Origin of the sequence: Photobacterium sp. SKA34, from assembly GCF_000153325.1 — a bacterium.
In the GTDB taxonomy this organism is placed as follows: Bacteria; Pseudomonadota; Gammaproteobacteria; order Enterobacterales; family Vibrionaceae; genus Photobacterium.
The window spans coordinates 24,716-50,111 of the sequence record NZ_CH724144.1 but is presented as its reverse complement, the minus strand read 5'-3'; the positions used below and the strand labels follow the sequence as shown (position 1 = coordinate 50,111).

The 25,396-nt window shown below is 40.9% G+C and carries 18 protein-coding genes; 7 read left to right on the top strand and 11 right to left on the bottom strand.

From position 1 onward, the window contains the following. Nucleotides 1-149: 149 nt before the first annotated feature. Nucleotides 150-4,067: a phosphoribosylformylglycinamidine synthase gene (gene purL, locus SKA34_RS16485; protein ID WP_006646654.1), complete on the bottom strand. Its 3,918-nt coding sequence runs from the start codon at nucleotides 4,065-4,067 to the stop codon at nucleotides 150-152. Nucleotides 4,068-4,514: 447 nt separating this feature from the next. On the opposite strand from purL, the gene mltF reads away from it, so the two are divergent. After that, nucleotides 4,515-5,999: a membrane-bound lytic murein transglycosylase MltF gene (gene mltF / locus SKA34_RS16480; protein WP_006646653.1), complete on the top strand. Its 1,485-nt coding sequence runs from the start codon at nucleotides 4,515-4,517 to the stop codon at nucleotides 5,997-5,999. A 76-nt stretch (nucleotides 6,000-6,075) separates the two neighbouring features. On the opposite strand, the gene tadA is transcribed toward mltF, so the two are convergent. Then, nucleotides 6,076-6,603, bottom strand: coding sequence for a tRNA adenosine(34) deaminase TadA (tadA, locus tag SKA34_RS16475; RefSeq protein ID WP_006646652.1), 528 nt, complete (start codon nucleotides 6,601-6,603; stop codon nucleotides 6,076-6,078). 30 nt (nucleotides 6,604-6,633) lie between these two features. Beyond that, nucleotides 6,634-7,524 carry a LysR substrate-binding domain-containing protein gene (locus tag SKA34_RS16470; protein ID WP_006646651.1) on the bottom strand — a complete coding sequence of 297 codons (891 nt, stop codon included), beginning with the start codon at nucleotides 7,522-7,524 and terminating at the stop codon, nucleotides 6,634-6,636. A 199-nt stretch (nucleotides 7,525-7,723) separates the two neighbouring features. Between SKA34_RS16470 and SKA34_RS16465 the strand changes: the two genes are divergently transcribed. Continuing rightward, nucleotides 7,724-8,854: an S-(hydroxymethyl)glutathione dehydrogenase/class III alcohol dehydrogenase gene (locus SKA34_RS16465; protein WP_006646650.1), complete on the top strand. Its 1,131-nt coding sequence runs from the start codon at nucleotides 7,724-7,726 to the stop codon at nucleotides 8,852-8,854. A gap of 83 nt (nucleotides 8,855-8,937) precedes the next feature. After that, nucleotides 8,938-9,786: an S-formylglutathione hydrolase gene (gene fghA / locus SKA34_RS16460; RefSeq protein ID WP_006646649.1), complete on the top strand. Its 849-nt coding sequence runs from the start codon at nucleotides 8,938-8,940 to the stop codon at nucleotides 9,784-9,786. 121 nt (nucleotides 9,787-9,907) lie between these two features. Here the strand turns inward: fghA and SKA34_RS16455 are convergent, their stop codons facing one another. From SKA34_RS16455 to guaB, 3 genes are all read right to left on the bottom strand, one after another. After that, entirely contained in the window at nucleotides 9,908-11,464 is a 1,557-nt protein-coding gene (locus tag SKA34_RS16455; RefSeq protein WP_006646648.1) for an AbgT family transporter, read from the bottom strand. Between the two features lie 435 nt (nucleotides 11,465-11,899). Beyond that, nucleotides 11,900-13,477, bottom strand: coding sequence for a glutamine-hydrolyzing GMP synthase (gene guaA, locus SKA34_RS16450; RefSeq protein WP_006646647.1), 1,578 nt, complete (start codon nucleotides 13,475-13,477; stop codon nucleotides 11,900-11,902). 110 nt (nucleotides 13,478-13,587) lie between these two features. Then, the gene (guaB, locus tag SKA34_RS16445) at nucleotides 13,588-15,051 is read right to left on the bottom strand and encodes an IMP dehydrogenase (RefSeq protein WP_006646646.1); all 1,464 of its coding nucleotides are present in this window, start codon (nucleotides 15,049-15,051) and stop codon (nucleotides 13,588-13,590) included. Between the two features lie 272 nt (nucleotides 15,052-15,323). Between guaB and xseA the strand changes: the two genes are divergently transcribed. Continuing rightward, the gene (xseA, locus tag SKA34_RS16440) at nucleotides 15,324-16,673 is read left to right on the top strand and encodes an exodeoxyribonuclease VII large subunit (RefSeq protein ID WP_006646645.1); all 1,350 of its coding nucleotides are present in this window, start codon (nucleotides 15,324-15,326) and stop codon (nucleotides 16,671-16,673) included. A 56-nt stretch (nucleotides 16,674-16,729) separates the two neighbouring features. On the opposite strand, the gene SKA34_RS16435 is transcribed toward xseA, so the two are convergent. The 4 genes from SKA34_RS16435 to SKA34_RS16420 form a co-directional block, all read right to left on the bottom strand. Then, the gene (locus SKA34_RS16435; RefSeq protein ID WP_006646644.1) at nucleotides 16,730-16,975 is read right to left on the bottom strand and encodes a zinc ribbon domain-containing protein; all 246 of its coding nucleotides are present in this window, start codon (nucleotides 16,973-16,975) and stop codon (nucleotides 16,730-16,732) included. Between the two features lie 408 nt (nucleotides 16,976-17,383). Further along, nucleotides 17,384-18,259, bottom strand: a complete 876-nt coding sequence (locus tag SKA34_RS16430; protein WP_006646643.1) for a hypothetical protein — start codon at nucleotides 18,257-18,259, stop codon at nucleotides 17,384-17,386. A 78-nt stretch (nucleotides 18,260-18,337) separates the two neighbouring features. After that, nucleotides 18,338-18,745, bottom strand: a complete 408-nt coding sequence (locus SKA34_RS16425; RefSeq protein WP_006646642.1) for an META domain-containing protein — start codon at nucleotides 18,743-18,745, stop codon at nucleotides 18,338-18,340. 195 nt (nucleotides 18,746-18,940) lie between these two features. Continuing rightward, on the bottom strand, nucleotides 18,941-19,951 hold the full coding sequence (locus SKA34_RS16420) for an OmpA family protein (protein ID WP_006646641.1): 1,011 nt from the start codon (nucleotides 19,949-19,951) through the stop codon (nucleotides 18,941-18,943). 687 nt (nucleotides 19,952-20,638) lie between these two features. Between SKA34_RS16420 and SKA34_RS16415 the strand changes: the two genes are divergently transcribed. Both SKA34_RS16415 and SKA34_RS16410 read left to right on the top strand, forming a co-directional pair. Beyond that, nucleotides 20,639-21,313 (top strand): winged helix-turn-helix domain-containing protein, encoded by a 675-nt coding sequence (locus SKA34_RS16415; protein WP_006646639.1) that lies wholly within the window; start codon nucleotides 20,639-20,641, stop codon nucleotides 21,311-21,313. Beyond that, the gene (locus tag SKA34_RS16410; RefSeq protein WP_006646638.1) at nucleotides 21,300-21,737 is read left to right on the top strand and encodes a hypothetical protein; all 438 of its coding nucleotides are present in this window, start codon (nucleotides 21,300-21,302) and stop codon (nucleotides 21,735-21,737) included. Before SKA34_RS16415 ends, SKA34_RS16410 begins: the two co-directional genes overlap by 14 nt. A 36-nt stretch (nucleotides 21,738-21,773) precedes the next feature. Here SKA34_RS16410 and cueR read toward each other — a convergent pair whose 3' ends face one another. Further along, entirely contained in the window at nucleotides 21,774-22,169 is a 396-nt protein-coding gene (gene cueR, locus SKA34_RS16405) for a Cu(I)-responsive transcriptional regulator (RefSeq protein WP_006646637.1), read from the bottom strand. Nucleotides 22,170-22,289: 120 nt separating this feature from the next. On the opposite strand from cueR, the gene SKA34_RS16400 reads away from it, so the two are divergent. Further along, on the top strand, nucleotides 22,290-25,220 hold the full coding sequence (locus tag SKA34_RS16400) for a copper-translocating P-type ATPase (protein WP_039860742.1): 2,931 nt from the start codon (nucleotides 22,290-22,292) through the stop codon (nucleotides 25,218-25,220). Nucleotides 25,221-25,396: the final 176 nt, after the last annotated feature.

The window sequence follows — 25,396 nt, the reverse complement described above, 5'->3', positions numbered from 1 at the left end:
ATTACATCTTATTTTCCAATTATAACCGTCTATTTTAAATTTTTAATGTGATTATTATCAACTAAAGGATTAAAAAGGTGATTTTTACACAAAAAGAATAAAAAACCGCCATCTCTGGCGGCTTTTTTATTCTTCAACGCTAATATTTATTAACTTAAATTAACACGTGCATTTCTAAACATACGCATCCATGGGCTATTTTCACTCCAGTCATCTGGGTGCCATGAGTTTGCAACGGTTCTAAACACACGCTCAGGGTGCGGCATCATGATGGTTACACGACCATCAGTTGTCGTCACACTGGTAATACCGTTTGGTGAACCATTCGGGTTCGCAGGGTACCGTTCTGTTAGCTTACCGAAGTTATCAATGTATCGTAATGCAACTATATCGGCTTGCTCTAGTGCAGCAAGATGCTCAGCATTACGAACTTCAACACGACCTTCACCATGAGAAACGGCAATTGGCATATGAGAGCCAGCCATTTCATTAAAGAATAACGATGGGCTTTGTTGTACTTCAACCAAACTAAAGCGAGCTTCAAAACGCTCAGATTCATTGCGTACAAAACGCGGCCATAAATCGGCGCCTGGAATTAAGTCACGAAGGTTAGACATCATCTGACAACCGTTACAAACACCTAATGCCAACGTATCATTGCGGTTAAAGAAAGCTTCAAATTGATCACGAGCAATATTGTTAAACAACACTGACTTCGCCCAACCTTCCCCCGCACCTAATACATCACCGTAAGAGAAACCACCACAAGCAACCAGACCATTAAAACCATCGAGCTTAGCGTTGCCAGATAAGATATCACTCATGTGGACATCTTTCGCTTCAAAGCCTGCGCGATCAAAGGCAGCAGCCATTTCAACATGAGAGTTAACCCCTTGCTCACGTAAAATCGCCATTTGCGGTTTAGCACCAAGATTAATCGCAGGGGCAATAAATGGGGCTGCGACGTCTTCATTAATATCAAACGTCAGCTTCACATTTAAACCAGGATCTTGCGTATCTTTCTTGGCTTCAAACTCTTGTAATGCGCCCGCTGGGTTATCACGCATGGCTTGCATTTGGTAGGTTGTTTCAGCCCATACTGCACGAATATCTGTTCGATTTTGCTCAAGCACTAAATCATTGCCATTCCAAATACGAACAACATCTTCTTCAACCACAGTACCAATAACATGACTACATGCTTCAAGACCGTTTGCTGCAAGTACCGACTGAACTAAATCAAGATCGTCAGTACGTACTTGAATAACCGCACCTAACTCTTCGTTAAATAGCGAAGCTAATACGTCATCAACTGCATCTTCACTACCAGTATTAATATCAACTTCAATACCAGTGTGACCCGCAAATGCCATTTCAGCCAAAGTAACGTACAAACCACCATCACCACGGTCATGATAAGCTAATAGTTTTTCATCACGTACCAGTGATTGCATCGCGTAGAAGAAGCCTTTTAATAGCTCAGGACTATCGACATCAGCTGGCTTATCACCCAATTGCTTATAAACCTGTGCCAGTGCTGTTGCACCTAAACGGTTTTTACCACAACCTAAATCCACCAATAACAGGCTAGTTTCGCCTTTATCAGTACGCAGCTGAGGCGTCACAGTTTTGCGTACATCTTCAACGCGACCAAACGCAGTAATGACTAACGAAAGTGGCGATGTTACTTCCTTCTCTTCACCGTCTTGTTGCCATTTAGTCTTCATTGACATTGAGTCTTTACCCACTGGAATCGTCAGACCCAACGCAGGACAAAGCTCTTCGCCTACCGCTTTTACCGCTTCATATAAGCCAGCATCTTCGCCAGGGTGACCTGCTGGTGACATCCAGTTAGCCGAAAGATTGATACGTTTCATATCACCAATATCACTACAAGCAATATTAGTAACAGCTTCACCTACAGCTAAGCGTGCTGATGCACCAAAATCAAGTAATGCAACAGGTGTACGCTCACCCATAGACATTGCTTCACCATGGTAGGTATCGTAACTAGCAGCAGTCACCGCACAGTTAGCAACAGGTACCTGCCATGGGCCAACCATCTGATCGCGTGCAACCAAGCCTGTCACTGTGCGATCGCCAATTGTAATGAGGAAAGTTTTTTCAGCCACAGCAGGCAGACGAAGGATTCGTTGAGTCGCTTCAACTAAGTCAATGCCACTACGGTCAATCGCTTGGCCTTCTACTTTTTGTGACTTCACATCACGGTGCATTTTCGGCGCTTTACCCAATAGAATGTCCATTGGCATATCAATTGGCGTATCGTCAAAATGGCTATCTTCGAGTGTTAAATGACGCTCTTCTGTTGCTTCACCCACAACAGCATAAGGCGCACGTTCACGCTTACAAATCGCATCAAAAGCTGCCATATGTTCTGGTGCAACGGCCATAACATAACGCTCTTGAGATTCGTTACACCAAATCTCTAGTGGGCTCATACCCGGCTCATCGTTAGGAACGTCACGCAATTGGAATTTACCGCCACGTTCGCCATCATCAACAAGCTCAGGTAAAGCGTTTGAAATGCCACCCGCGCCCACATCGTGGATAAAGGCGATTGGGTTAGCGTCACCCATCTGCCAACAACGATCAATCACTTCCTGACAGCGACGTTCCATTTCTGGGTTTTCACGCTGTACAGAGGCAAAATCCAGATCTTCTGCCGATTGACCTGATGCCATTGATGAAGCAGCACCACCGCCAAGACCGATATTCATTGCAGGACCGCCAAGAACAATTAACTTCGCGCCTACTGGAATTTCTTTTTTCTGTACGTGATCAGCACGGATATTCCCCATACCACCCGCGATCATAATTGGCTTATGGTAACCACGTACTTCTTCACCAGCATGTGACGTCACTTTTTCTTCGTAAGTACGGAAATAACCCAGTAGGTTTGGACGGCCAAATTCATTGTTAAATGCCGCGCCACCCAATGGGCCTTCAAGCATAATATCAAGCGCTGTAACAATGCGGTCGGGTTTACCAAAATCGGTTTCCCAAGGTTGTTCAAAACCCGGAACTTTAAGGTTAGATACAGTAAAGCCAACTAAACCTGCTTTAGGTTTACCGCCAATACCAGTTGCCCCTTCATCACGAATTTCACCGCCCGACCCTGTTGATGCACCAGGCCACGGTGAAATAGCAGTTGGGTGGTTATGCGTTTCTACCTTCATTAAGATATGGGTATCTTCATGGTGGTAGTTATATTGACGAGATTCAGGATCGGGGAAGAAACGCCCTACTTTCGAACCTTCCATTACTGCAGCATTATCTTTATATGCCGACAATACGTGCTCATGATTTTGCTCATAAGTATTTTTGATCATCTTGAACAATGATTTGTCTTGATCTACACCATCAATGGTCCAATCTGCATTAAAGATTTTATGTCGACAGTGCTCTGAGTTCGCCTGAGCAAACATCATTAGCTCAATGTCATTAGGGTTACGACCTAGCTTAGTGAAATTCTCAACTAGATAGTCAATTTCATCTTCAGCTAAAGCAAGCCCTAACGTAAGGTTGGCTTGCTCTAATGCCTGGCGACCACCAGCAAGAATATCAACACTTTTCACCGGTGCTGGTTCTGCTTGTTTAAATAAAGCAGCCGCAGCTTCAAAATCGCCAACAATCACTTCCATCATGCGATCGTGGATTAACGCTTTAACTTGCGCTAATTGTGATGCTGATAGATCACAAGTTGATTCGATGTAATATGCGGTACCACGCTCAAGGCGTTTAATTGATTTTAAGCCACAGTTACGGGCAATATCGGTCGACTTTGATGACCAAGGAGAAATTGTCCCCGGACGAGGGGTAACAAGTAGCAACGTGCCACAAGGCTCGTGCTCTACAATCGTTGGACCGTAAGTTAAAAGACTCGCTAGTTTGCTATGCTCATCAGCAGTAAGGGCAGCAGATACATCAGCAAAGTGCATAAACTCAGCATAAATACCTGACACAGGCAGATCGAATTCGCGGCAACGCTCAAGTAGCTTATTAACGCGAAACTCAGACAGTGCGGGTGAACCACGCAAAATTTCCATGTGCAAACGTCTCTCGATTAGCGGTTAAAGAAAAGTAATATTGGCCTAACTCCCAAAAAAACTGGGGTAATTACGTCAATGTCACCTCTAATTTATCCCTGATTATTGACTAAATAGATGATTAATCGATTTCGCACCAGCGCAGTATAAGCGATTTTTTTTTGTGACGTAACACTTGACGCAACCGTTTGCGTGTTTTTTTTTCAAACATCCTGAATTTATCAGTAATTTTGACATTAACCCAATTTTTTGAGCAAAAAACAACCAACAAAACAACAGGAGGCTATTTTTTTGTTTCAATCCGTGAATTAACACACCCAACTACAGGGTTCAGCTTTTCCACTACCGTTCACTTTGATATAAATGACAGCTCATTTTTAAGTTAGGTCAGCTTTGTTGATATATCTTCACTCTCTTACCAACATATACCGTGTACTCATATCATTAATGCTTGCTTTATTATTAAGTGGTTGCCAATGGCAAGAAAAGCCACTTGATCCTTTAGAGCGCATTCGTGAAAGCGGTGTATTACGTGTAGGTACGTTAAATAATCAGCTGTCTTATTATATAGGGGCTGATGGGCCAACAGGACTAGATTATGAATTAGCCCAACGTTTTGCTAAAGAGCTTGGCGTAAAACTGGAAATGCAAACCATGTTTACCCTCTCAGGCTTATTTCCTGCGTTAAAAAATGGCGATGTTGATATTGTTGCGGCAGGATTAACAGTAACACCTCGACGTTTACAAGGTTTTCATCCTGCCCCTGCTTATTACTATGCCAGCCAGGTAGTCGTTTATAAAAAAGGTAAACGCCGTCCTCGCGATCTTGAAGAATTAGCAAATACCGAACGTTCGTTAGCTGTTGTAGCTAGCTCTAGTCATGAGCGTCAATTAGAAGAGATCAAGAAAAAATATCCCAATCTAACATGGCAATCGATCAAAGAAACCGATATCGATGATCTATTACGTAAAGTCGCTAATGGCGAGTTAGATTATACCGTTGCTGATTCTGTTGATGTCGCACTACTACAACGTACACACCCTGAGTTAGCAATCGCACTTGAACTTACGGAAGATGAACCTATTAGCTGGTTTGTAAAAGACAATAATAATGACAGCTTATATGCCCTCTTAATTGAATTTTTTGGTCGAATAAAACAAAGCGGTGAATTAGCACAGCTAGAAGAGAAATATTTCGGCCATGTAGAACAGTTTGATTACGTTGATACTCGTGCATTTTTACGCGCACTCGATGATAAATTACCCAAATGGCAAGGACTATTTAAGAAATATGCTAACGAGTTTGATTGGCGTTTAATTGCAGCTCTTGCTTATCAAGAGTCTCACTGGGATCCACAAGCGATTTCTCCAACAGGCGTACGTGGCATGATGATGCTGACCAATCCAACTGCAAAATCTGTCGGTGTTACCGATCGCCTAAATCCAGAGCAAAGTATTCGTGGAGGTACCGAATATTTGCGAAAAATGGTTGCCCGTGTGCCTGACAGTATTAATGGGCACGAGAAGGTTTGGTTTGCGCTTGCCTCTTACAATATTGGTTTTGGTCATATGATGGATGCTCGTCGTCTAACGAAAGCGCAACATGGTAATCCAGATGCATGGGCTGATGTAAAACAGCGTTTACCCTTATTACAACAACGAAAATATTACACCCAAACTCGCTATGGTTATGCTCGTGGTACAGAAGCGGTTAACTATGTTGAAGGGATCCGCCGTTATTACCAAAGTATTATTGGTTTTGAGCAGACGCATAGCTACAATCATGAGAGCGATGATGTCAAGATTATTAATGGATTACAGACCATCACCGTACCTGATGAACTAAGAAAAGCTTCATCAGCAGAAATAAATACCGTAAGTAGTGCTTCTCAGGCAACAGCAACCTCATCGGCGGTTTCGACCTCAAAATAACTCGCCCAAAATATTAAATTAAAAAAAAAGCTCAGGTTCTTCCTGAGCTTTTACTTTTCCGTTGTTAGGCTATGGACTATAGCAACGGATCATTAGCCATCTGTTGTTTAGCTAATAACTTTGCGGCTTTTTTTTCTGCTCGTCGGCGTTTAAAAAAAGCTTGTAGCTGAGCACGACATTCCTCGACTAATACGCCAGATGTTTGCTCTACATGATGATTGACGCCATCATAGCTAAGCAAATTCATCGTACTTCCAGCCGCACCAGTTTTTAGATCATCTGCACCGTAAACGACCTTTCCAACACGACAGTGCACCATTGCTCCTGCACACATAGGGCAAGGCTCTAAAGTGACATATAATGTAGTATCAATTAAACGGTAATTTTCTAGCACTTTACCCGCTTGTCGCAACGCCATGATTTCCGCATGTGCCGTTGCATCATGTTGACCAATTGATCGGTTCCAGCCTTCACCCACCACTCTACCGTTATAAACAACAACGGCGCCAACTGGCACTTCACCTTCTTCCTCTGCTTTAGCTGCGAGCTCTATTGCACGGCGCATAAAGTGTTCGTCGTTTTGTTCTACTTGCATCGTCATCATTTACATATTCTGTCAATAATACAATTTAGCTTATACGTCGTAATGGCTAATTTGTGGTAATTTCTCAGCTAAAAAATCCACCAGCATTCTTATTTTAGGTGATAGGTGACGGTTATGTGGATACAGCGCCCAAATCCCCTCATCTGGCTCTTGGTAGTTAGTCAAAATAGGAACAATGGCACCCGAGTCTAAATCTTTATCAATATAGTAATCAGGTAGCTGCGCTATACCGATCCCTTTTAATACCGCATCACGTAAACCGTAACCGCTGTTACAATTTAAATTACCAGAGACTCTAACACTTTTCTCTTTACCTGATTCTTGAAAACGCCAATGATCATAGTTTCCGATCAAGCAATTATGGTGACGTAGTTCAGAGAGTGAATGTGGTACACCAAATCTTGCAAGATAATCAGGAGACGCACAAACATACATCGTACGTGAGGTTAAACGTTTTGCCATCATTGAAGAACTTGTCAATCGACCAAGACGGATCGCTAAGTCAAAGCTACCTTCAACTAAATCAACCTGTCTATTGGTCATATCAATAACCACTTCAAGTTCTGGGTATTGCAGCATAAAATCATTGACTAACGGCATGATATATTTCTCACCATAGGTGACAGGAGCCGTTAATTTAATTAAACCTTGCGGTGTGCCACGTAAATTACTTAATGCACGCTCAGCTTCTTCCAAACCGTCCATCACTTGACGACAGTGCTGATAATACACACCACCTTCTTCAGTCAACGAAACTTTACGCGTGGTACGGTAGAACAATTTAGTATTAAGTCGATTCTCTAATGCACTGACTTGTCGGCTCACTTGCGCAGTTGAAATACCTAATCGTTTAGATGCCGCTGTAAAGCTTTCTGTTTCAGCTACAGCAACAAATTCTGTTACACCTTCCCATAGGAACATCTTACTTACCTATATATTGATACCAACAATAAACATTATTACTGTAAGGTAAAAGTTATTTGCACTTTAACCCAATTATCATTCAATCAGAAATAAATACAATAGTCTCCATCGAATCGAGACAGAGAAATTTTCGATTCCACCTAATTACTCTCTACGAATATAAATAACGACGTAGAAAAGATAGAAGAGAATTATAATGACTGATAAATTTATCAAATCAAAAGCTGCAATCGCATGGGGTCCAAACCAGCCACTTTCAGTAGAAGAAGTTGATGTAATGTTACCTCGTGCTGGTGAAGTTCTCGTTCGCATTGTTGCAACAGGCGTATGTCACACTGACGCATTCACACTATCAGGTGATGATCCAGAAGGTATCTTCCCTGCAATTCTTGGTCACGAAGGTGGCGGTATTGTTGAAATGATTGGTGAAGGTGTTACCGATCTTCAAGTGGGTGATCATGTTATTCCACTTTACACCGCGGAATGTGGTAAGTGTAAGTACTGCCTATCTGGCAAAACAAACCTTTGTCAGGCAGTACGTGAAACTCAAGGTAAAGGCTTGATGCCAGACGGCACAACCCGTTTCTATAAAGATGGTCAACCTATCTTCCATTACATGGGTTGTTCAACATTCTCTGAGTACACCGTTCTTCCTGAGATTTCTTTAGCTAAAATTAGCAAAGAAGCACCACTAGAAGAAGTCTGCCTTCTAGGCTGTGGTGTAACAACGGGTATGGGTGCGGTACTTAACACAGCGAAAGTTGAAGAAGGTAGCACTGTGGCTGTATTCGGTCTTGGTGGTATCGGTCTAGCAGCTATCATTGGTGCAACTATGGCGAAAGCTAGCCGCATCATCGCTGTTGATATCAACGAAGAAAAATTCGAATTAGCACGTAAGTTAGGTGCAACTGACTGCATCAACCCAATGAAGTTCGACAAGCCAATCCAAGAAGTGATTGTTGAAATGACTGACGGCGGTGTTGACTACTCTTTCGAGTGTATCGGTAACGTAAACGTAATGCGTTCTGCACTTGAGTGTTGTCACAAAGGTTGGGGCGAATCAGTAATTATCGGTGTGGCTGGCGCTGGTCAAGAGATCTCTACTCGTCCATTCCAACTAGTAACAGGTCGTGTATGGCGTGGTTCTGCATTCGGTGGTGTTAAAGGCCGTTCAGAGCTTCCAGGTATCGTTGATCGTTACATGGCTGGCGAATTCCAACTTGATGACTTTATCTCATTCAATATGGGCTTAGACAAAATCAACGAAGCATTCGATCTACTGCACGAAGGTAAAAGTATCCGTACTATTATTCACTTCGATAAATAAGAATATAATTACATAATAATTAATGCGCAGAGCTCATCTTCTGTATCCTACCTCTGCGCCTAATCTGACTGAGAGAGCATCCCATGCCTTTAGAAAACATTAGCTGTAATAAAACTGCTGGCGGTTGGCATAAACAATATACACACCGCTCAGAAGTACTTAATTGCGATATGCGTTTTGCTATTTTCCTGCCACCACAAACGGCTGCGGGACAAAAAGTACCAGTAATTTACTGGTTATCAGGTTTAACGTGTACTGATGAAAACTTCATGCAAAAAGCGGGCGCTCAACGTATCGCAGCAGAATTAGGTGTTGCTATTGTTGCACCCGATACCAGCCCACGCGGCGAAGGTGTAGAAGATGATCCTACAGGTAGCTACGATTTTGGTTTAGGCGCTGGGTTCTACGTGAACGCTACAGAAGCACCTTGGAATCGCCATTACAACATGTACGATTACATTGTTAATGAGCTACCAGCATTAGTTGAAGCGCACTTCCCTGTATCTAATCAACGTGCAATCAGCGGTCACTCAATGGGTGGACACGGTGCATTAATGATTGCGATGCGTAACCCTGAGCGTTTTACATCAGCATCTGCATTTAGTCCAATTTCTAATCCAATGAACTGTGCATGGGGTCAAAAAGCCTTTACCGGCTACCTAGGCAGTAACACTGAAAATTGGAAGCAATACGATTCAAGCGAGCTAATGCGTAAAGCTGAGCAAAAAATGCCAATGCTGGTTGATCAAGGCACGCACGATAACTTCTATAATGAAGGTCAACTGCGCACTGAAACTTTAATGGCTGCGGCAGAAGCGAATGACTATCCTGTAGAAATTCGTATGCAAGATGGTTACGATCACAGCTACTACTTTATGGCGACATTTATTGAAGATCACTTACGTTTTCACGCAGAACACTTCAATAAGTAAAATCCATACAATCAATAGAGATATTCAAACAATACCTTTAGCTGATAGATAGAAAAAAGCCTCACTATTTTAGCGAGGCTTTTCTTTTATCTGCTGAAATTTAAATGTTCAGTCACTTAAATTATAAGCTGTATGTATACGGTGCTTGTACGCCTAAAGGAATACCCAACGCCCAGTAAACGAGTAAGAAAATTGTCCAACCTACTAACATCGCAATTGAGTATGGCATCATTATTGACGCTAGTGTACCGATACCAGAGCTCTTCACGTAGCGTTGCATGTAAACAACAACCAGTGGGAAGAACACCATCATTGGTGAAATTATGTTAGATACAGAGTCACCAACACGGTATGCCGCTTGCGTTAATTCTGGAGAAATTCCTACCGCCATTAGCATTGGAACCATAATTGGACCAATCAGCGCCCATTTTGCCGATGCAGAACCAACTAACAAGTTAACACTCGCTGTTAATAGAATCATACCTACAATCGTTACCTGACCTGGTAAATTCATTTCTTGCAGTAACTGCGCGCCAGATAGTGCCAATAGCGTTCCCAAGTTAGATTGGGTAAAAGCGACTAGGAACTGAGCGATGAAAAATACCATGACCATAAAGCCTGCCATGCCAGCCATTGTGGTAGACATCGCTTTAATTACATCGCTGCTTTGCTTAAAGGTACCAGCAACTCGACCGTAAATGATCCCTGGGATCACGAACAGGATAAAGATTAACGGTACGATTGATTGCATTACCGGAGCATTGAACGCCGCGATTTCACCCGTTGGAGAACGCAGTGGTGATGATTCCGGCCATACCGCTGCAACTAATAGTGCGATACCAGCAACCATTACCCAACCAGCGTAAGAAAACGCTTTGCTTTCAAGCTCAGTGAAAGAGCCCATATCAGGTGCTTCTTCTGCATCTTCATCAATCGCCGTTTTGCTTAAGCGCGGCTCAATTACTTTATCTGTGATATACCAACCAATGGCAACGATAATTATAGAAGACAAACCAGTAAACATTAGATTCGCTAATGGGTTCACAATGTAATCAGGATCCATGATACGCGCCGCTTCTTGGGTAAAGCCGGCAAGAAGAGGATCAATACCTGATGGAATAAAGTTTGCTGAGAAACCACCTGATACACCAGCGAATGCAGCCGCAATACCCGCTAATGGGTGACGACCCGCGGCATGGAAAATAATACCACCGAGTGGAATAACCAGAACATAACCCGCATCAGCTGCAGTATGTGAAACAATCGCAACTAAAATTAACATAGGAGTTAATAGTTTTGCTGGGGTCACATTCAGCATCTTCTTTAAGCCGGTATTGATAAAGCCAGAAGCTTCAGCAACACCAACACCTAGCATTGCCACCAATACAATACCTAATGGGGCAAAGCCAGTAAAATTCTTCACCATATTGGCAAGGAAACTCGCTAACGCATCACCTGTTAAAAGATTTTTTACTTGTACAACTTGTTGTGTAACAGGGTGAACTAAACCAAAGTCAAACTGAGACATAATCGCAGAAAGTACCCAAACGGCGATTAACCCCCAAAAGAATAACAAAGCAGGATCCGGGATTTTATTACCTGCTCGCTCAATACCATTTAAAAACTTATCCATAGCGCCTGATGGCTTCGGCGCTTGATTTAATGTTTTCTCGTTCATGGCAACTCCGTGCCCCCATATTGGTTACGTCTGCAAAGTGGACTTATTTTAGTAAGTCTCATTGTTTTGCCTTTCAGCTACTACGGCTGAATTTAGGTCGGGTGATTGTAGCTAAATGCAATAGATAAAAAGCCAGATCACCTAACGAATAACAAAACCTCATTATGGAAGATTGTAACCAAGCATTAACCATAAACAACAAAGCAACAACTCAATAAACAATTCAAAACACAAACACCAACAAAAAAAACAATTAACAACCGCTTGGTTATACCTCTAGAAAATCACCTCCAACAAGTAACAGTACGAAAAGTATGTTTTCACTATTTTTCATCCTCACCTGAATGAATTTCTATAAAATACGAGCAATAAAAAACCCTAGTAAGTCACCTTACTAGGGTTTGATATTTGCTAACTATTTTTCAGTAAGAAATATTATTCCCACTCAATCGTTGCTGGCGGCTTACCTGAAATATCGTAAACCACACGAGAAATACCGTCGACTTCGTTAATAATACGGTTAGACACTTTACCTAAGAAATCATAGGGTAAATGTGCCCAATGCGCTGTCATAAAGTCGATTGTTTCTACTGCACGTAGTGATACAACCCAATCATATTTACGCCCATCACCCATCACGCCCACAGAGCGAACAGGTAGGAACACGGTGAATGCTTGTGATACTTTATTGTAAAGATCGGCTTTGTGAAGCTCTTCAATAAAGATAGCATCTGCACGACGAAGCAAATCACAGTACTCTTTCTTCACTTCACCTAAAACGCGTACACCTAGACCAGGTCCTGGGAATGGGTGGCGGTAAAGCATATTGTAAGGTAGGCCTAACTCAAGACCGATCTTACGCACTTCATCTTTAAATAACTCTTTTAATGGCTCAACTAGACCCATTTCCATATCGTCAGGTAGACCACCTACGTTATGGTGAGATTTAATCACGTGTGCTTTACCTGTTTTCGATGCTGCAGATTCAATCACATCAGGGTAAATAGTCCCCTGTGCTAACCACTTCGCATTTTTCAGTTTCTTTGATTCTTCATCAAATACGTCAACGAATACGTGACCAATTTTCTTACGCTTCGCTTCTGGCTCATCAATACCTGCAAGTGCAGATAAGAAACGATCCTCAGCTTGTACATGAACAATGTTTAGACCAAACTTGTCGCCAAACATGTCCATCACTTGTTGACCTTCGTTTAAACGAAGCAGGCCATTATCAACAAATACACACGTTAGCTTGTCGCCAATCGCACGGTGAATAAGCATCGCAACCACAGATGAATCCACACCACCTGAAAGACCAAGGATAACTTCATCATCACCTACTTGCTCTTTAATACGAGCAATAGCATCTTCGATGATATTTGCTGATGTCCATAGTTTTTCACAGCCACAGATATTCATTACGAAGTTCTCAATTAACTTCATACCTTGACGTGTGTGTGTTACTTCTGGGTGGAACTGAACACCGTAGAAACGCTTCTCTTCATTTGCCATTGCTGCAAATGGACAGGTTTCAGTTTCTGCAACTTTGATAAAATCTGACGGGATTTCTACCACTTTATCGCCATGGCTCATCCACACATCCATTAATGGTGTGCCGTCTTCGGCTGTTGCGTCTTGAATACCTTCAAGGAAATGTGTTGGTTCAACAATCTTAACTTGCGCGTAACCAAACTCACGCTCATTAGAGCCAGCAACTTTACCACCCAGTTGCTCTGCCATGGTCTGCATGCCGTAACATACGCCAAATACAGGAACACCCGCCTCGAAAACATATTGTGGCGCACGAGGAGAACCTGCTTCCGTTACACTTTCAGGACCACCAGAAAGAATAATACCGTTAGGTGCGAATTCACGGATATCGGCTTCATCAACATCCCAGCTCCATAGTTCACAGTACACACCAATTTCGCGAATACGACGGGCGATTAGCTGTGTATATTGAGAGCCAAAGTCCAAAATAAGGATACGTTGTTCATGAATATTTGTGGTCATGGTCATTAGTGAATGTTCTCGAATAATTTATATATTGGGAGCAAAGAATCTGCTCCCGATGTTATTTATTACTGACGTAATCGTTAACCCTAAAGATGAGTAGAAAACGATTAACCCATACGGTAATTAGGTGCTTCTTTAGTAATAGTCACATCATGAACGTGTGACTCTTTCATGCCAGCCCCTGAAATACGTACAAATTCAGCTTTAGTACGAAGATCTTCAATCGTTGCTGAGCCCGTCAGGCCCATGCTTGAGCGTAAGCCACCCATTTGTTGGTGAACGATTTCTTTTAGGTAACCTTTATAAGCAACACGGCCTTCAATACCTTCTGGTACCAATTTGTCAGCAGCATTATCAGTTTGGAAATAACGGTCAGAAGAACCTTTTGACATTGCGCCTAGTGAGCCCATGCCACGGTATGACTTGTATGAACGACCTTGGTACAGTTCAACTTCACCCGGCGCTTCTTCAGTACCAGCAAACATAGAACCTACCATCACACATGATGCACCAGCAGCAATCGCTTTACACATATCACCAGAGTAACGAATACCGCCATCCGCTATAACAGGAATACCGTACTGATCAGCAACAGATGCCGCTTCTGAAATTGCGGTAATTTGTGGAACACCAACACCTGTAACAATACGTGTAGTACAGATTGAACCTGGGCCTATACCAACTTTTACAGCACTTACACCTGCTTCAATCAGAGCACGTGCACCTTCAGCTGTAGCGACATTACCACCAACAATAGGAAGATTTGGGAATGCAGCACGAGTTTCACGAATACGTTGAAGTACACCTTCAGAGTGACCGTGTGAAGAATCGATAAGTAATACGTCTACGCCAGCTTCAACCAATGCAGCTACACGCTCTTCATTACCTGCACCTGCACCGACCGCTGCACCTACACGTAGGCGGCCACGCTCATCTTTACAAGCATTAGGTTTACGTTCTGCTTTTTGGAAATCTTTTGCGGTAATCATACCTTTAAGGCGGAATTCATCATCAACAAGTAACACCTTTTCAACACGGTGTTGTTGCATGATAGCTTCAACTTCTTCACGAGATGCGCCTTCTTTAGCCGATGCTAAATCAGCTTTAGATGTCATCACTTCTTCAACAGTCTTCGAAAGATCAGTAACAAATCGAACATCACGACCTGTAATAATTCCAACCAATTCATTGCTGTCAGTTACTACAGGGTAACCAGCAAAACCGTTTTGATCAGTTAATCGCTTAACATCTGCAATCGTTGCAGTAGGCTTAACAGTCACAGGTTCAGAAACAACACCTGCTTCGAACTTTTTCACCATGCGAACTTGATCCGCTTGTTGTTCGATAGACATATTTTTGTGAATGAAACCGATACCACCTTCTTGAGCAAGACCGATAGCTAAGCGACCTTCAGTCACTGTATCCATTGACGCTGACACCATTGGGATATTAAGAGAAATATCTTTTGTCAGTTGAGTGCGCAGATCGGCAGTGTTAGGTAGAACGGTTGAATGGGCAGGAACCAGCAAAACATCATCGAAGGTTAAAGCTTCTTGTTTAATTCGTAACATTGCAATATCTCACACCGAATAGGGGTTTAAAGAAGGATAAAATATTGCGGTCAAATTATACGTATGAAGCAAACGTTTGGCTAGATTTTTTTTGTTTTTTTTCTTGACACATTTTAATTGATAAGTAATATATTTCGGTTAACTATCCGGTGATGCGGTCAAGGAAATACGGCCAAGATCTGTCCATTGATCTGCCTGTATACTTTATGTCTTATTCGGTTTTATTTTGACCGCCTGCCTACTACTTCATTCGATAGCAGGTACCATTCCTAGTGACCACTTTTTCCCCTCAAAGCCAAAAAAATAGTCGTATTTACACGGTTTCTAGCTTAAATGCACAAGTACGTCTCGTACTTGAAAATGAAATGGGTGTGGTGTGGCTTATTGGTGAGTTATCTAATTTCTCGATGCCCGTTTCTGGTCATTGGTATTTCACTCTGAAAGATTCACGTGCCCAAGTTAAATGTGCCATGTTTAAAGGCAGTAATCGACATGTGACGTTTAAACCAGCCAATGGTAATCAAGTATTAGTTAAGGCGCGCTTGTCATTATATGAACCACGTGGTGATTATCAACTGATCATTGAAAGTATGCAGCCAGAAGGCGATGGTCGTCTTCAACAGCAATTTGAACAGCTAAAAATGTCACTTGCTGCTGAAGGTTTATTTGCTCAATCACTCAAACAAACGCTGCCAGAGCAACCTAAACGAGTAGGTATTATTACCTCAAAAACAGGCGCGGCTCTGCACGATATTTTACAAGTATTACAACGTCGCGATCCGAGTTTACCCATTGTAATTTATCCAACCATGGTACAAGGCGAAGGCTCTGCAATTTCTATTGCACAAGCGATTGGTCGAGCCAATGCTAGGCAGGAATGTGATGTGTTAATTGTTGGTCGAGGTGGCGGTTCACTGGAAGATCTTTGGGCATTTAATGAAGAAATTGTCGCGCGAACCATTGCTGCTAGCCAGATCCCCATTGTCAGTGCTGTTGGTCATGAGGTAGATGTCACTATCGCTGATTTTGTTGCCGATGTCCGTGCACCAACACCTTCTGCAGCCGCTGAGTTGATCAGTCGAGATATGACTCACCAAACACAATTGCTCGCTCGTAAAAAACAACAATTACGCCATGCAATCAGGTCATATTTATCACAATCTTTGCGCCAAGCAACCCAACTACAACACCGTTTAGAACGTCAGCATCCACAACTTCGTTTAAATCAACAGCAGCAACATCTTGATGAAATTAGCCAACGCTTAGTTCAAGCGATGCAGAAAAAAATACAAAAGCATCAACAGCATATCGATAGTAATAACTATAAAATATCACTTTACTCTCCCGCTACGTTAATAAGCAACGCACAACGAAATTTAGAGCGGAGTGAACGAAGACTCTATGATGCTTTAGACCGTAAGTTGCTAAATGCAAAGCATAAATTAGCGGTGATTGCAGAAAAACTAGAAACAGTAAGTCCCCTCGCAACACTTGCTCGAGGCTACTCCATTACTCGAAATGAGCAAGGTGATGTAATCAGAAATACATCACAAGTTAAGCATGGTGATAAACTTATCACTACAGTAACGGATGGTGATATTCATTCCAGTGTCATCAAATAACCATAGAGCCTGTTAATAAAAATGGCGCTATTAAGCGCCATTTTTATTCATTTCATTTAGCGTGTTTCAGCACGCATTCCAAATTGTACCTTAACCCGAGATTTAGACTTTAACTCATTGCAATGATTACAAAAATAACTTGCAGAACCACAAGCTTGTAATCTTTCTAACTGCTCATTGCAATCAGGACAAAATACATGCTTCTCAACTTGTTGTTGGCAAAAATCGCAAAAATAGCCGTGATCTTTCCAACTTAATAAGCTGCTACATTGCGGACAAATATTTTCAACGTTATCAGCCATGCTCTTCGACCTCTGTACAAAATTTACATTTTCGAGTGATTATTAAGCGTGGTAATCAGAAATACAATTATCTTGCGTATAGAACTTCACATTCCTCACAAATAATTATCAAAGATAAACTTTTTTCCATTATTCAACATCGTAAACAATCAAATTAGATCAAGGCAATGATCAACATGCTTTGTGGTGATCGTCTTTTAAAACAAACCTGATCAGCTAACAGGTACCAAAAGAACATTTATCAATACACTTCCCGAAAGCATAAGTTACATGTGCTGTATTTGGATTTAAAACGGGATATAAAACCAAGTTATAATATTAAAACACAATGATCATGCATAATATAAATAAGGATCTTTATCTTTAGAAGCATAACTCAGAGACTAAAATCTAAATAAACGTTTAATATTACGCTTTCACACTCTTGGTATACATCACAATCTCTTGGTCTGAATTCACCTTAAAACTAACAGTAACTGATTGATATTCAGATAAAGATAAAATATGAGTTCCACCACAAGGAATCTCAATAACGCCCTCAGAACCTAAATTACACTGCCAATAACGTGAATCTGTCAGATGATCGCCTTCTCGCCTCATAACCACTGTAGTTTTTAATGCTACCCAATCACTAAGTTGCAGATTAATACGCTCAGCCACGAGATTAAGTTCTGCCAATAGATCTGCACTGTTAAGCCCACGCTTACGCAATGTTTTACCTAAACGATACGTGTCAGTACTGAGATCAGGCGTCACTTCACTTTTTTCTTGGGCATAACTATGAAAATCATAATAACCAAGCTCATCTCTACGAGTCGGCTCCTTTCGCCAGAAGTCAGTATGAAGAACTTTATTTAACGCTAAAGAAGATAAATGCCCCGCACTATGTCCACGACTCAAACTCTGTTGATATTCTTTATCAACTGACAATGTCACTGTATTACCAATATCAAAGTCTATTGTTCCTGTAATTATATGAACAACCACAAACACCCACCCATCAGTATCCCGTTTAACCGGAATGTCTTGGGCAATAAAAAGACTGTTTGTTTCTAGGTCAATGGCACCAACGACACAATTGTTAACCTGATACTGTTTATCAGCATGAATAATCTTCCCTTGATCAGCAGGATGATCAGGCCAAATATGGCTAACAGGATGAAAAGGCGTCGACTGGGTAACAATATAATTTTCGTCACCTGAATGACTTATCATTAGTACAGCACTATCAAGCAACCATTGTTGTTGAGTAAATACGACTTGCGTTGGTGCGATAACTGACATCATCTATCCTTAGTTCTAATTATAAAAAAACCCGGCACAATGGCCGGGCTCTACATAAAATTAAATCACATAAGACAATTAACTTGCATTAGTTTTTTCAAACACCAAAAACTTATCGCCAGCATCAACAATGAGACTATTGTTAATGACTTCAATACTTGTCGCACTGCGTAACACGTTTAACATATTATTTTCTTGTTTGACTAACTCAGGCAAACACATTTTCCGCGTGACGAATGGAAGTGAAAAATCACCGATTGGCTCAACTTTACCTTTAAAAAGATTACAACCGGTAAAACCACTTACCTTCATGTTTGATTCAATATTTAACGATGGTCGATGCTTTGTAATACTAGGGATCTCAACTCCACCTTTTAGCTTCCAATCACCGACCATTTGTGCTGATTTTTCTAATTGCTGGTTGGAAAAGCAACCTGTTAATGAAATGGTAATTAATGCTAATAAACATAGCGTTGTTTTTTTCATTATAAGTCCTTACAAATACCTTAATTCATTCTAATTAAATCGCTTACGTGAAACGTACACCGTCCTCCGCATTGAAAGCGACGAATTAAAAGTGATTTAATGAGAATGTGATTTAAAAAATAATGCCGGTGAAAATATCACCGGCATTGATTTATCTTAGTAATAAAATACTAGATAGGTATGGATCAGTCTTAATTACTTAAGGATGATCTGAACTGAACGCTGTACGTAGTTAGTCTTAGTAGAAGTGTCAGTTTTAAGTGGGTTGTTGTAGCCTACAGAAGAAACAGTTAGACGAGATGCGTCGATACCGTTAGCTTCTAGGTAGTTAGCAACGTTTGCAGCACGCTCTGCAGAAACTTTTTCGTTGATCTTAGCTGAACCAACTTTGTCTGCACGACCGATGATTTGAGCGTTAACTTCTGGGTTAGCTTGCATAGTTGCAATAACTTCACCTAGGTTGTAACGGCCGTAGTCGTTTAACTTAGTTTGACCATTTTGGTATGGTAGAACGTAAGAAGAACGAGTTGGTACTTGTGCTTCAACAGCAACTTCTTTAACTACTTCAACATTGTTAGTAACAACCATTGGAGTTGCTGGTTGACCGAACTTGTAAGTCATACCCCAGTACGCTTGAGTTAGATCAGCGTGACCGTGTGAAGTACGTAGGTCTTGGTAGTAATCAGCACCAATTTGAGTAGATAGTGCGTGAGTGATTTGGTAAGACAGACCTAGACCAGCTGTTGGTGAGAAGCTGTCTGACTTCATGTGAAGTGTGTTGTTTGCAAAGTTCTTGTTATCAGCATAGATGTATGTAGCACCTAACTTACCGAATGCAGATAATTTTTGAGTTAGAGGTAGGTTACCTTTCACACCTAAAGTTGCTAGGTGCATATCAGCATTACCTAGGTCATGCATGTAGTCGTAGCTACCGTAGATACCGAAGTACTGGTTAAAATCATAACCAGCATCAAGTTTAACACTTGGTGCTTCACCGTTTGCAGAGCCAGGGAACTTAGAAATATCGCTATTAGATACGTAGCCCATACCTAGTGCGCCACCAACCCAGAAACCAGATTGATCGTAAGAAGGAGCCGTTTGTGCAGGCGCTGTAGTGCTAGTAGTTGCATCAGCTGCCATTGCAGATGTAGCAACACCTAGAGATAAAGCTGCTAGTACAGATAGAGATAGAGATTTTAATTTCATGTTTAACTCCATTGAGTAATGCTTAAACTTTTTAAGTCTGCTTCTATAGTGCGTACTATTTTTTTAATGTGTATCGCAAAGCAGTTATTGTCAGGAACGGAATGCATTCTGTGACGAATACGATGTTATGGCAAATAATAAAAAATGATGTTCACAATTATTTTGCGTTTTTCACTAACGCAAAAAAATGACTTCTGAAAAATATTTTTTTCAGAAAAAAGAAGATAAAGGAAAACACAAAAAATTTTATCGAAAAAAAACCGCTCTAAAAAAAGATAAAAATCAAACATAAAAAAATGTAAATCAATAAAAAACAAACAATTACAGCGTCACTCTTTATCTCCCCCCCTCCCCAAAAGAACTACTTTTTATAGGTGTATTGAATTATCAAAAGACTGACAAATATTAATTCATCTGCACAATGTGGCATCTTCTACTTTTATTATCTCTTCCATAAATAAAATTTTTTGTTAGCATCATCGCTGACAAGAAATATACCTAATTGTTTTTTTGTTTTTCTTTCATCCAATACATGTTGCTTAAGTTTTCAATTTAGACAAAGTAATCGCTAAAAACTGCGTAGTTAATCCCGCTACGCCAAGATACATTTAGCACTATAAATAATAACAATGATAAATACGTAAGAAGGCAACTATTGTCTTTTGCAGATAGTGAATAGGTAAATCAATGATTATATATAAGCAGGGTAAAGATAGCTTTGAACCCCAAAAAAGCGCTTATTCTACACCTGATACTACAACCAAACTCAGTGCTAGTGAGACAAAAATACTACAATACTTAATTGATAATAATGGTGAGATTATTAGCCGTGACAAATTACTTGAGATCGGTTGGCCTGATAAAGTTGTTGTAACTAACTCACTAAATGTTGCTATCGCTAATTTACGTAAAGCTTTTAAAACAAAAAATGAAATTATCATTACGATAAAAGGGGCTGGGTTTACGATTGCTAAAAATACTTTTATACAGCATAAAATCCAACCAGAAATCGTATCAGACAATGACCATGTAACGACTAGCCAAAATACAACCGCATCTTTAAATAAAGAAGAAAGCGTAACTACATCATTAGATAATAACGATGAGCAAGAAACTGACATTACTGTAAACCAACCGTTATCAAAATTAGCAAAAATTGGTTGTGGTATATCAATGATTGCGTTGTTAGCATGGATAGGCCTTTGGGCCAGTAGTTGGCAAACACCACCCTGTGTATCCGTTAATAATCAGCAGATCTGTGGTAACATAGAGCTTCTTAACTTAAATAAATTGCCTAAAAACCTGCCATCGAAAGGCACTGTATATATAGATTCAGCAGGTAAACTGTATGAAAAAAATTAAATACATCATCATGGCATTAGTTGCCTTGGTGTTATTTCCAATTATTAACGGTATGGGTTGTGACTTTAACTATAAATTAGCCACTCCAGGCCATGAACAGTTCGGTAGTTGTAAATTTGGTCAATACACCTTAATAGACTATCCCAACCCTAAGCAAGATAATGGCTATACCGTATTAAAAGGACTGTATTTTTACGCTTTTGGCAATGCGGCAGTATTAGTCACCAGTAATGAAGATCACACAAAGAAAATTACTGATGCTGCGATAGAAAGCTTAAACTTTGCGAATAAACGTTTTTGGTACCAGCTTTCGATACAAAGACTGAATAAAGATGAATTTGTGATTTTCACAAAGCATCCAAAACCAAAGCTACAAGTGATCCCTTACGATGGCACACTTGCAATGACTGACAGCAATTCATAATAGAATTAATAACAGGGGTTAATTTTTAGCGCCTGTTTATTCTTGTTGTACTAAACCTTCCAATATCGGACAGGTTGAATTTTTATCTCCAGGACATTGCTTCGTTAATGCTTCAAGTGTTTTCCTCATCTGTAGTAATTCATTGATCTTAATATCTATATCTTTTAACTTTTCTTCCGCCTTTTCTTTTACATCACGGCTCTGACGACTTGAGTCCATTGATAACGTCAGTAAATCACGGCATTCATCAAGAGAGAATCCTATCATTCGAGAACGTTTGATCAACAGTAACTCTGAAATATGGTTTTGATTATAATAACGATAGCAATTAGCACCTCTAGGAGCGGGGCTTATCACACCTTTCGCTTCATAAAACCGAATAGTTTTTGCTGTTAGCCCTGTTTTTTCAGCGACTTCACTTATATTAATCATCTTTATCCTTTCACTTTTTATCTATTCTTTAAAATACACTAAACATACCTTGACCTTACAGTAACTAGAAGGTTTATTCTTGCTTCATTCTTTAAATATAGTAAGGCGTAAGGGCTCAAAATGAATGCTATTACTCTCCCACTCACTAACGTCCATTGCATGAGCTGCGTAAATAAAATACGTTTAGCTTTAGCAACATTGCCCAACTGCCAAATTATCGATATAGATACAAAGCAACTTACTGTAAATAGTGAAAGCCCACTAAAAATATTGTCTGAAAAGATCAATGCATTAGGCTATCAAGTCGGTTTCCACTATCAACTTGCATTATCTGGTTTATCATGTGGTCGATGCGTCGCTAAAGTTGAAGCCGCACTAGCAAACCGTAATGATATTTTCAGCTCTAATATAACGAAAGAAACAGCTGATATAACGGGCTCTCTAAGTAAACAAACACTTACCGATATTATTACGTCACTGGGTTATCAAGTAATACCGGCTGCACCAGAATTAGAAGAAAACACGCTAATATTTACTCTCTCTGGACTTTCATGTGGAAAGTGCGTTGCCAAATTGACAGAGAAACTAAAAGCAAATGATCAGATTCAAATCCTTGATTTAGATAAAACACATGCAGAAGTTAGAACAATGCTTACTGCAGAAGATGTTATTTCCATTATTACAGAGGCTGGCTACCAAGCAACGCAAGCAGTTTTAGATGAAAAATCAGCTAAACCAGCAATTATCAATGAACAAAAGAGCGATGATGGTAAAGCACTACATACTCTTCCCTCATCTGAAAGTTCTCAGGTTCAACAGTTACTATTATCAGGTATGACATGTGCCTGTTGTGTGGCCTCTGTTGAAAAAGCGATTAGGCAAGTCACAGGTGTTGATACTGTCAGTGTAAACCTTGCAGAGCGAACAGCACTTATCTCAGGCACCCCTGATATAAAAGCCGTTATTGCCGCTATTACTGAAGCGGGTTATGGTGCGGAAATCAGTGAAGATGAACAAACTCGACGACATCGTCAACAACAACAAAATACCCAAACATTCAAAACACACTTAAGAAATGCATTTATTGCACTTGGCTTAGGGGTTCCTATGATGGCTTGGGGGGTCTTTGGCGGTAGTATGATGATCGACTCAACCACCAGCCAATTAGCATGGGGATTTGTTGGCTTAATCACCCTATTATTGCTCGTCACAGTTGGTAAAGATTTCTATATCAATAGTTGGAAAGCATTTAAACATCATCGCGCCACTATGGATACGTTAGTCGCGCTGGGGACAGGTGCTGCTTGGCTATTTTCAATGCTTGTAGTGCTAAAACCAGATATGTTCCCAGCGTCTGCTCGACATGTTTACTTTGAAGCAACAGCCATGATTATAGGTTTGATTACATTAGGCCATGCCCTTGAAGCTCGAGCGCGTAGTCAAACATCGAAAGCATTAGAGCGTTTAATCGATCTACAGCCGCAAACTGCTATCGTGGTTGAAAATGGTATAGAAAGTGAGCGTCCACTTAATGAGATAGAAAGTGGGATGACGTTACGTCTTCGCCCTGGTACAAAAGTAGCTGTTGATGGTGTCGTCATTGAGGGTAATACCTATATAGATGAATCGATGCTAACGGGTGAGCCTCTTGCTGTTCACAAACAGAATGGTGACAAAGTAAGAGCAGGGACTATCAACCAACAAGGAGCATTACTCTTTAAAGCTGAGCATATTGGTAGCGATACAATGCTAGCTCGAATTATCCAACTCGTTCGTCAAGCTCAAAGCAGCAAACCCGCACTTGCACGCTTAGCTGATACTATTTCAAGTATCTTTGTGCCAAGCGTCATGATTATCGCTATTATTACTGCGATGGTGTGGTACTACTTCGGTCCAGCACCGTCATCGGTTTATATGTTAGTCGCTGCAACGACCGTACTTATCATTGCTTGTCCTTGTGCCTTAGGTCTCGCTACACCAATGTCAGTGACTGTAGGAGTTGGACGCGCAGCAGAGCTAGGGATTTTAATTCGTGATGCTGACGCTATGCAGCAAGCAGCTAACATCAATACTGTTGTGTTAGATAAAACAGGTACGCTCACTGAAGGAAAGCCACAAGTGGTAAGTATTCAGAGCTATACCGTTCTTACTGAAGAGCAACTACTACAATTAACCGCAAGTTTAGAACAAGGTTCGGAGCATCCTTTAGCGAACGCTATTATTGAATCAGCGAAGCAAAAAAATCTGACTCTCAGTCGAGTAACAGAATTTAAAGCCATTGCGGGTATGGGTGTGGCAGGCACTATTGATACAAACAGCGTGATGCTGGGAAATAAAAAATTAATGACCCAATATAACGTTGATATCAATCAAGCCCAAACTGACTTTGATAATATCGCCTCTCAAGGTGCAACCCCTGTTTACTTAGCGAAAAATAACCAACTTATCGGAATTATTGGTATTAGCGATCCTCTACGCAGTGACTCATTAAGTGCAGTTAAACGAATGCAAAAAATGGGACTGACCGTTGTGATGCTAACGGGTGACAGTTATAAAACAGCACAAGTGATTGCGAGTAAATTAGGCATTACGGATGTAGTTGCTGATGTGCTGCCCGATGGCAAAGCGGCACAAATAAAACAACTTCAACAACAAGGTAATCGAGTAGCGATGGTCGGTGATGGTATCAACGATGCTCCCGCTCTTGCATTGGCAGAAGTCGGTATTGCAATGGGAAGTGGTACTGATGTTGCAATAGAAAGTGCGCAGTTTACATTAATGCGTCACTCTCTTCATGGAGTGGTTGATGCCTTAGAGTTATCTAAAGCAACCTTGCGAAATATGAAAGAAAACCTATTTCGTGCATTTATTTACAATAGCTTAGGCATTCCAATTGCAGCCGGTGTATTGTACCCACTCACTGGTGCATTACTCAGCCCAGTCATTGCAGGGGCTGCCATGGCGTTATCATCCATAACGGTCGTTACCAATGCCAATCGCCTTCGCTTATTTAAACCTAGCTACCAAGCTAAATCAGCACAGGAGAACTAATATGTGCTTGTTATTAGGCATTGCTGCTATTGCATTAATTATCTGGTGGTTCTGGCTTCATCCTAGTCTTCGCTAACCAAACTAACATCAAAGGCTACTTCGGTAGCCTTTTTTATTACTAATTAGGAATATTTTGTTATAACTAAGAAAACGTATAATTTCTTATTTCAAGGCGA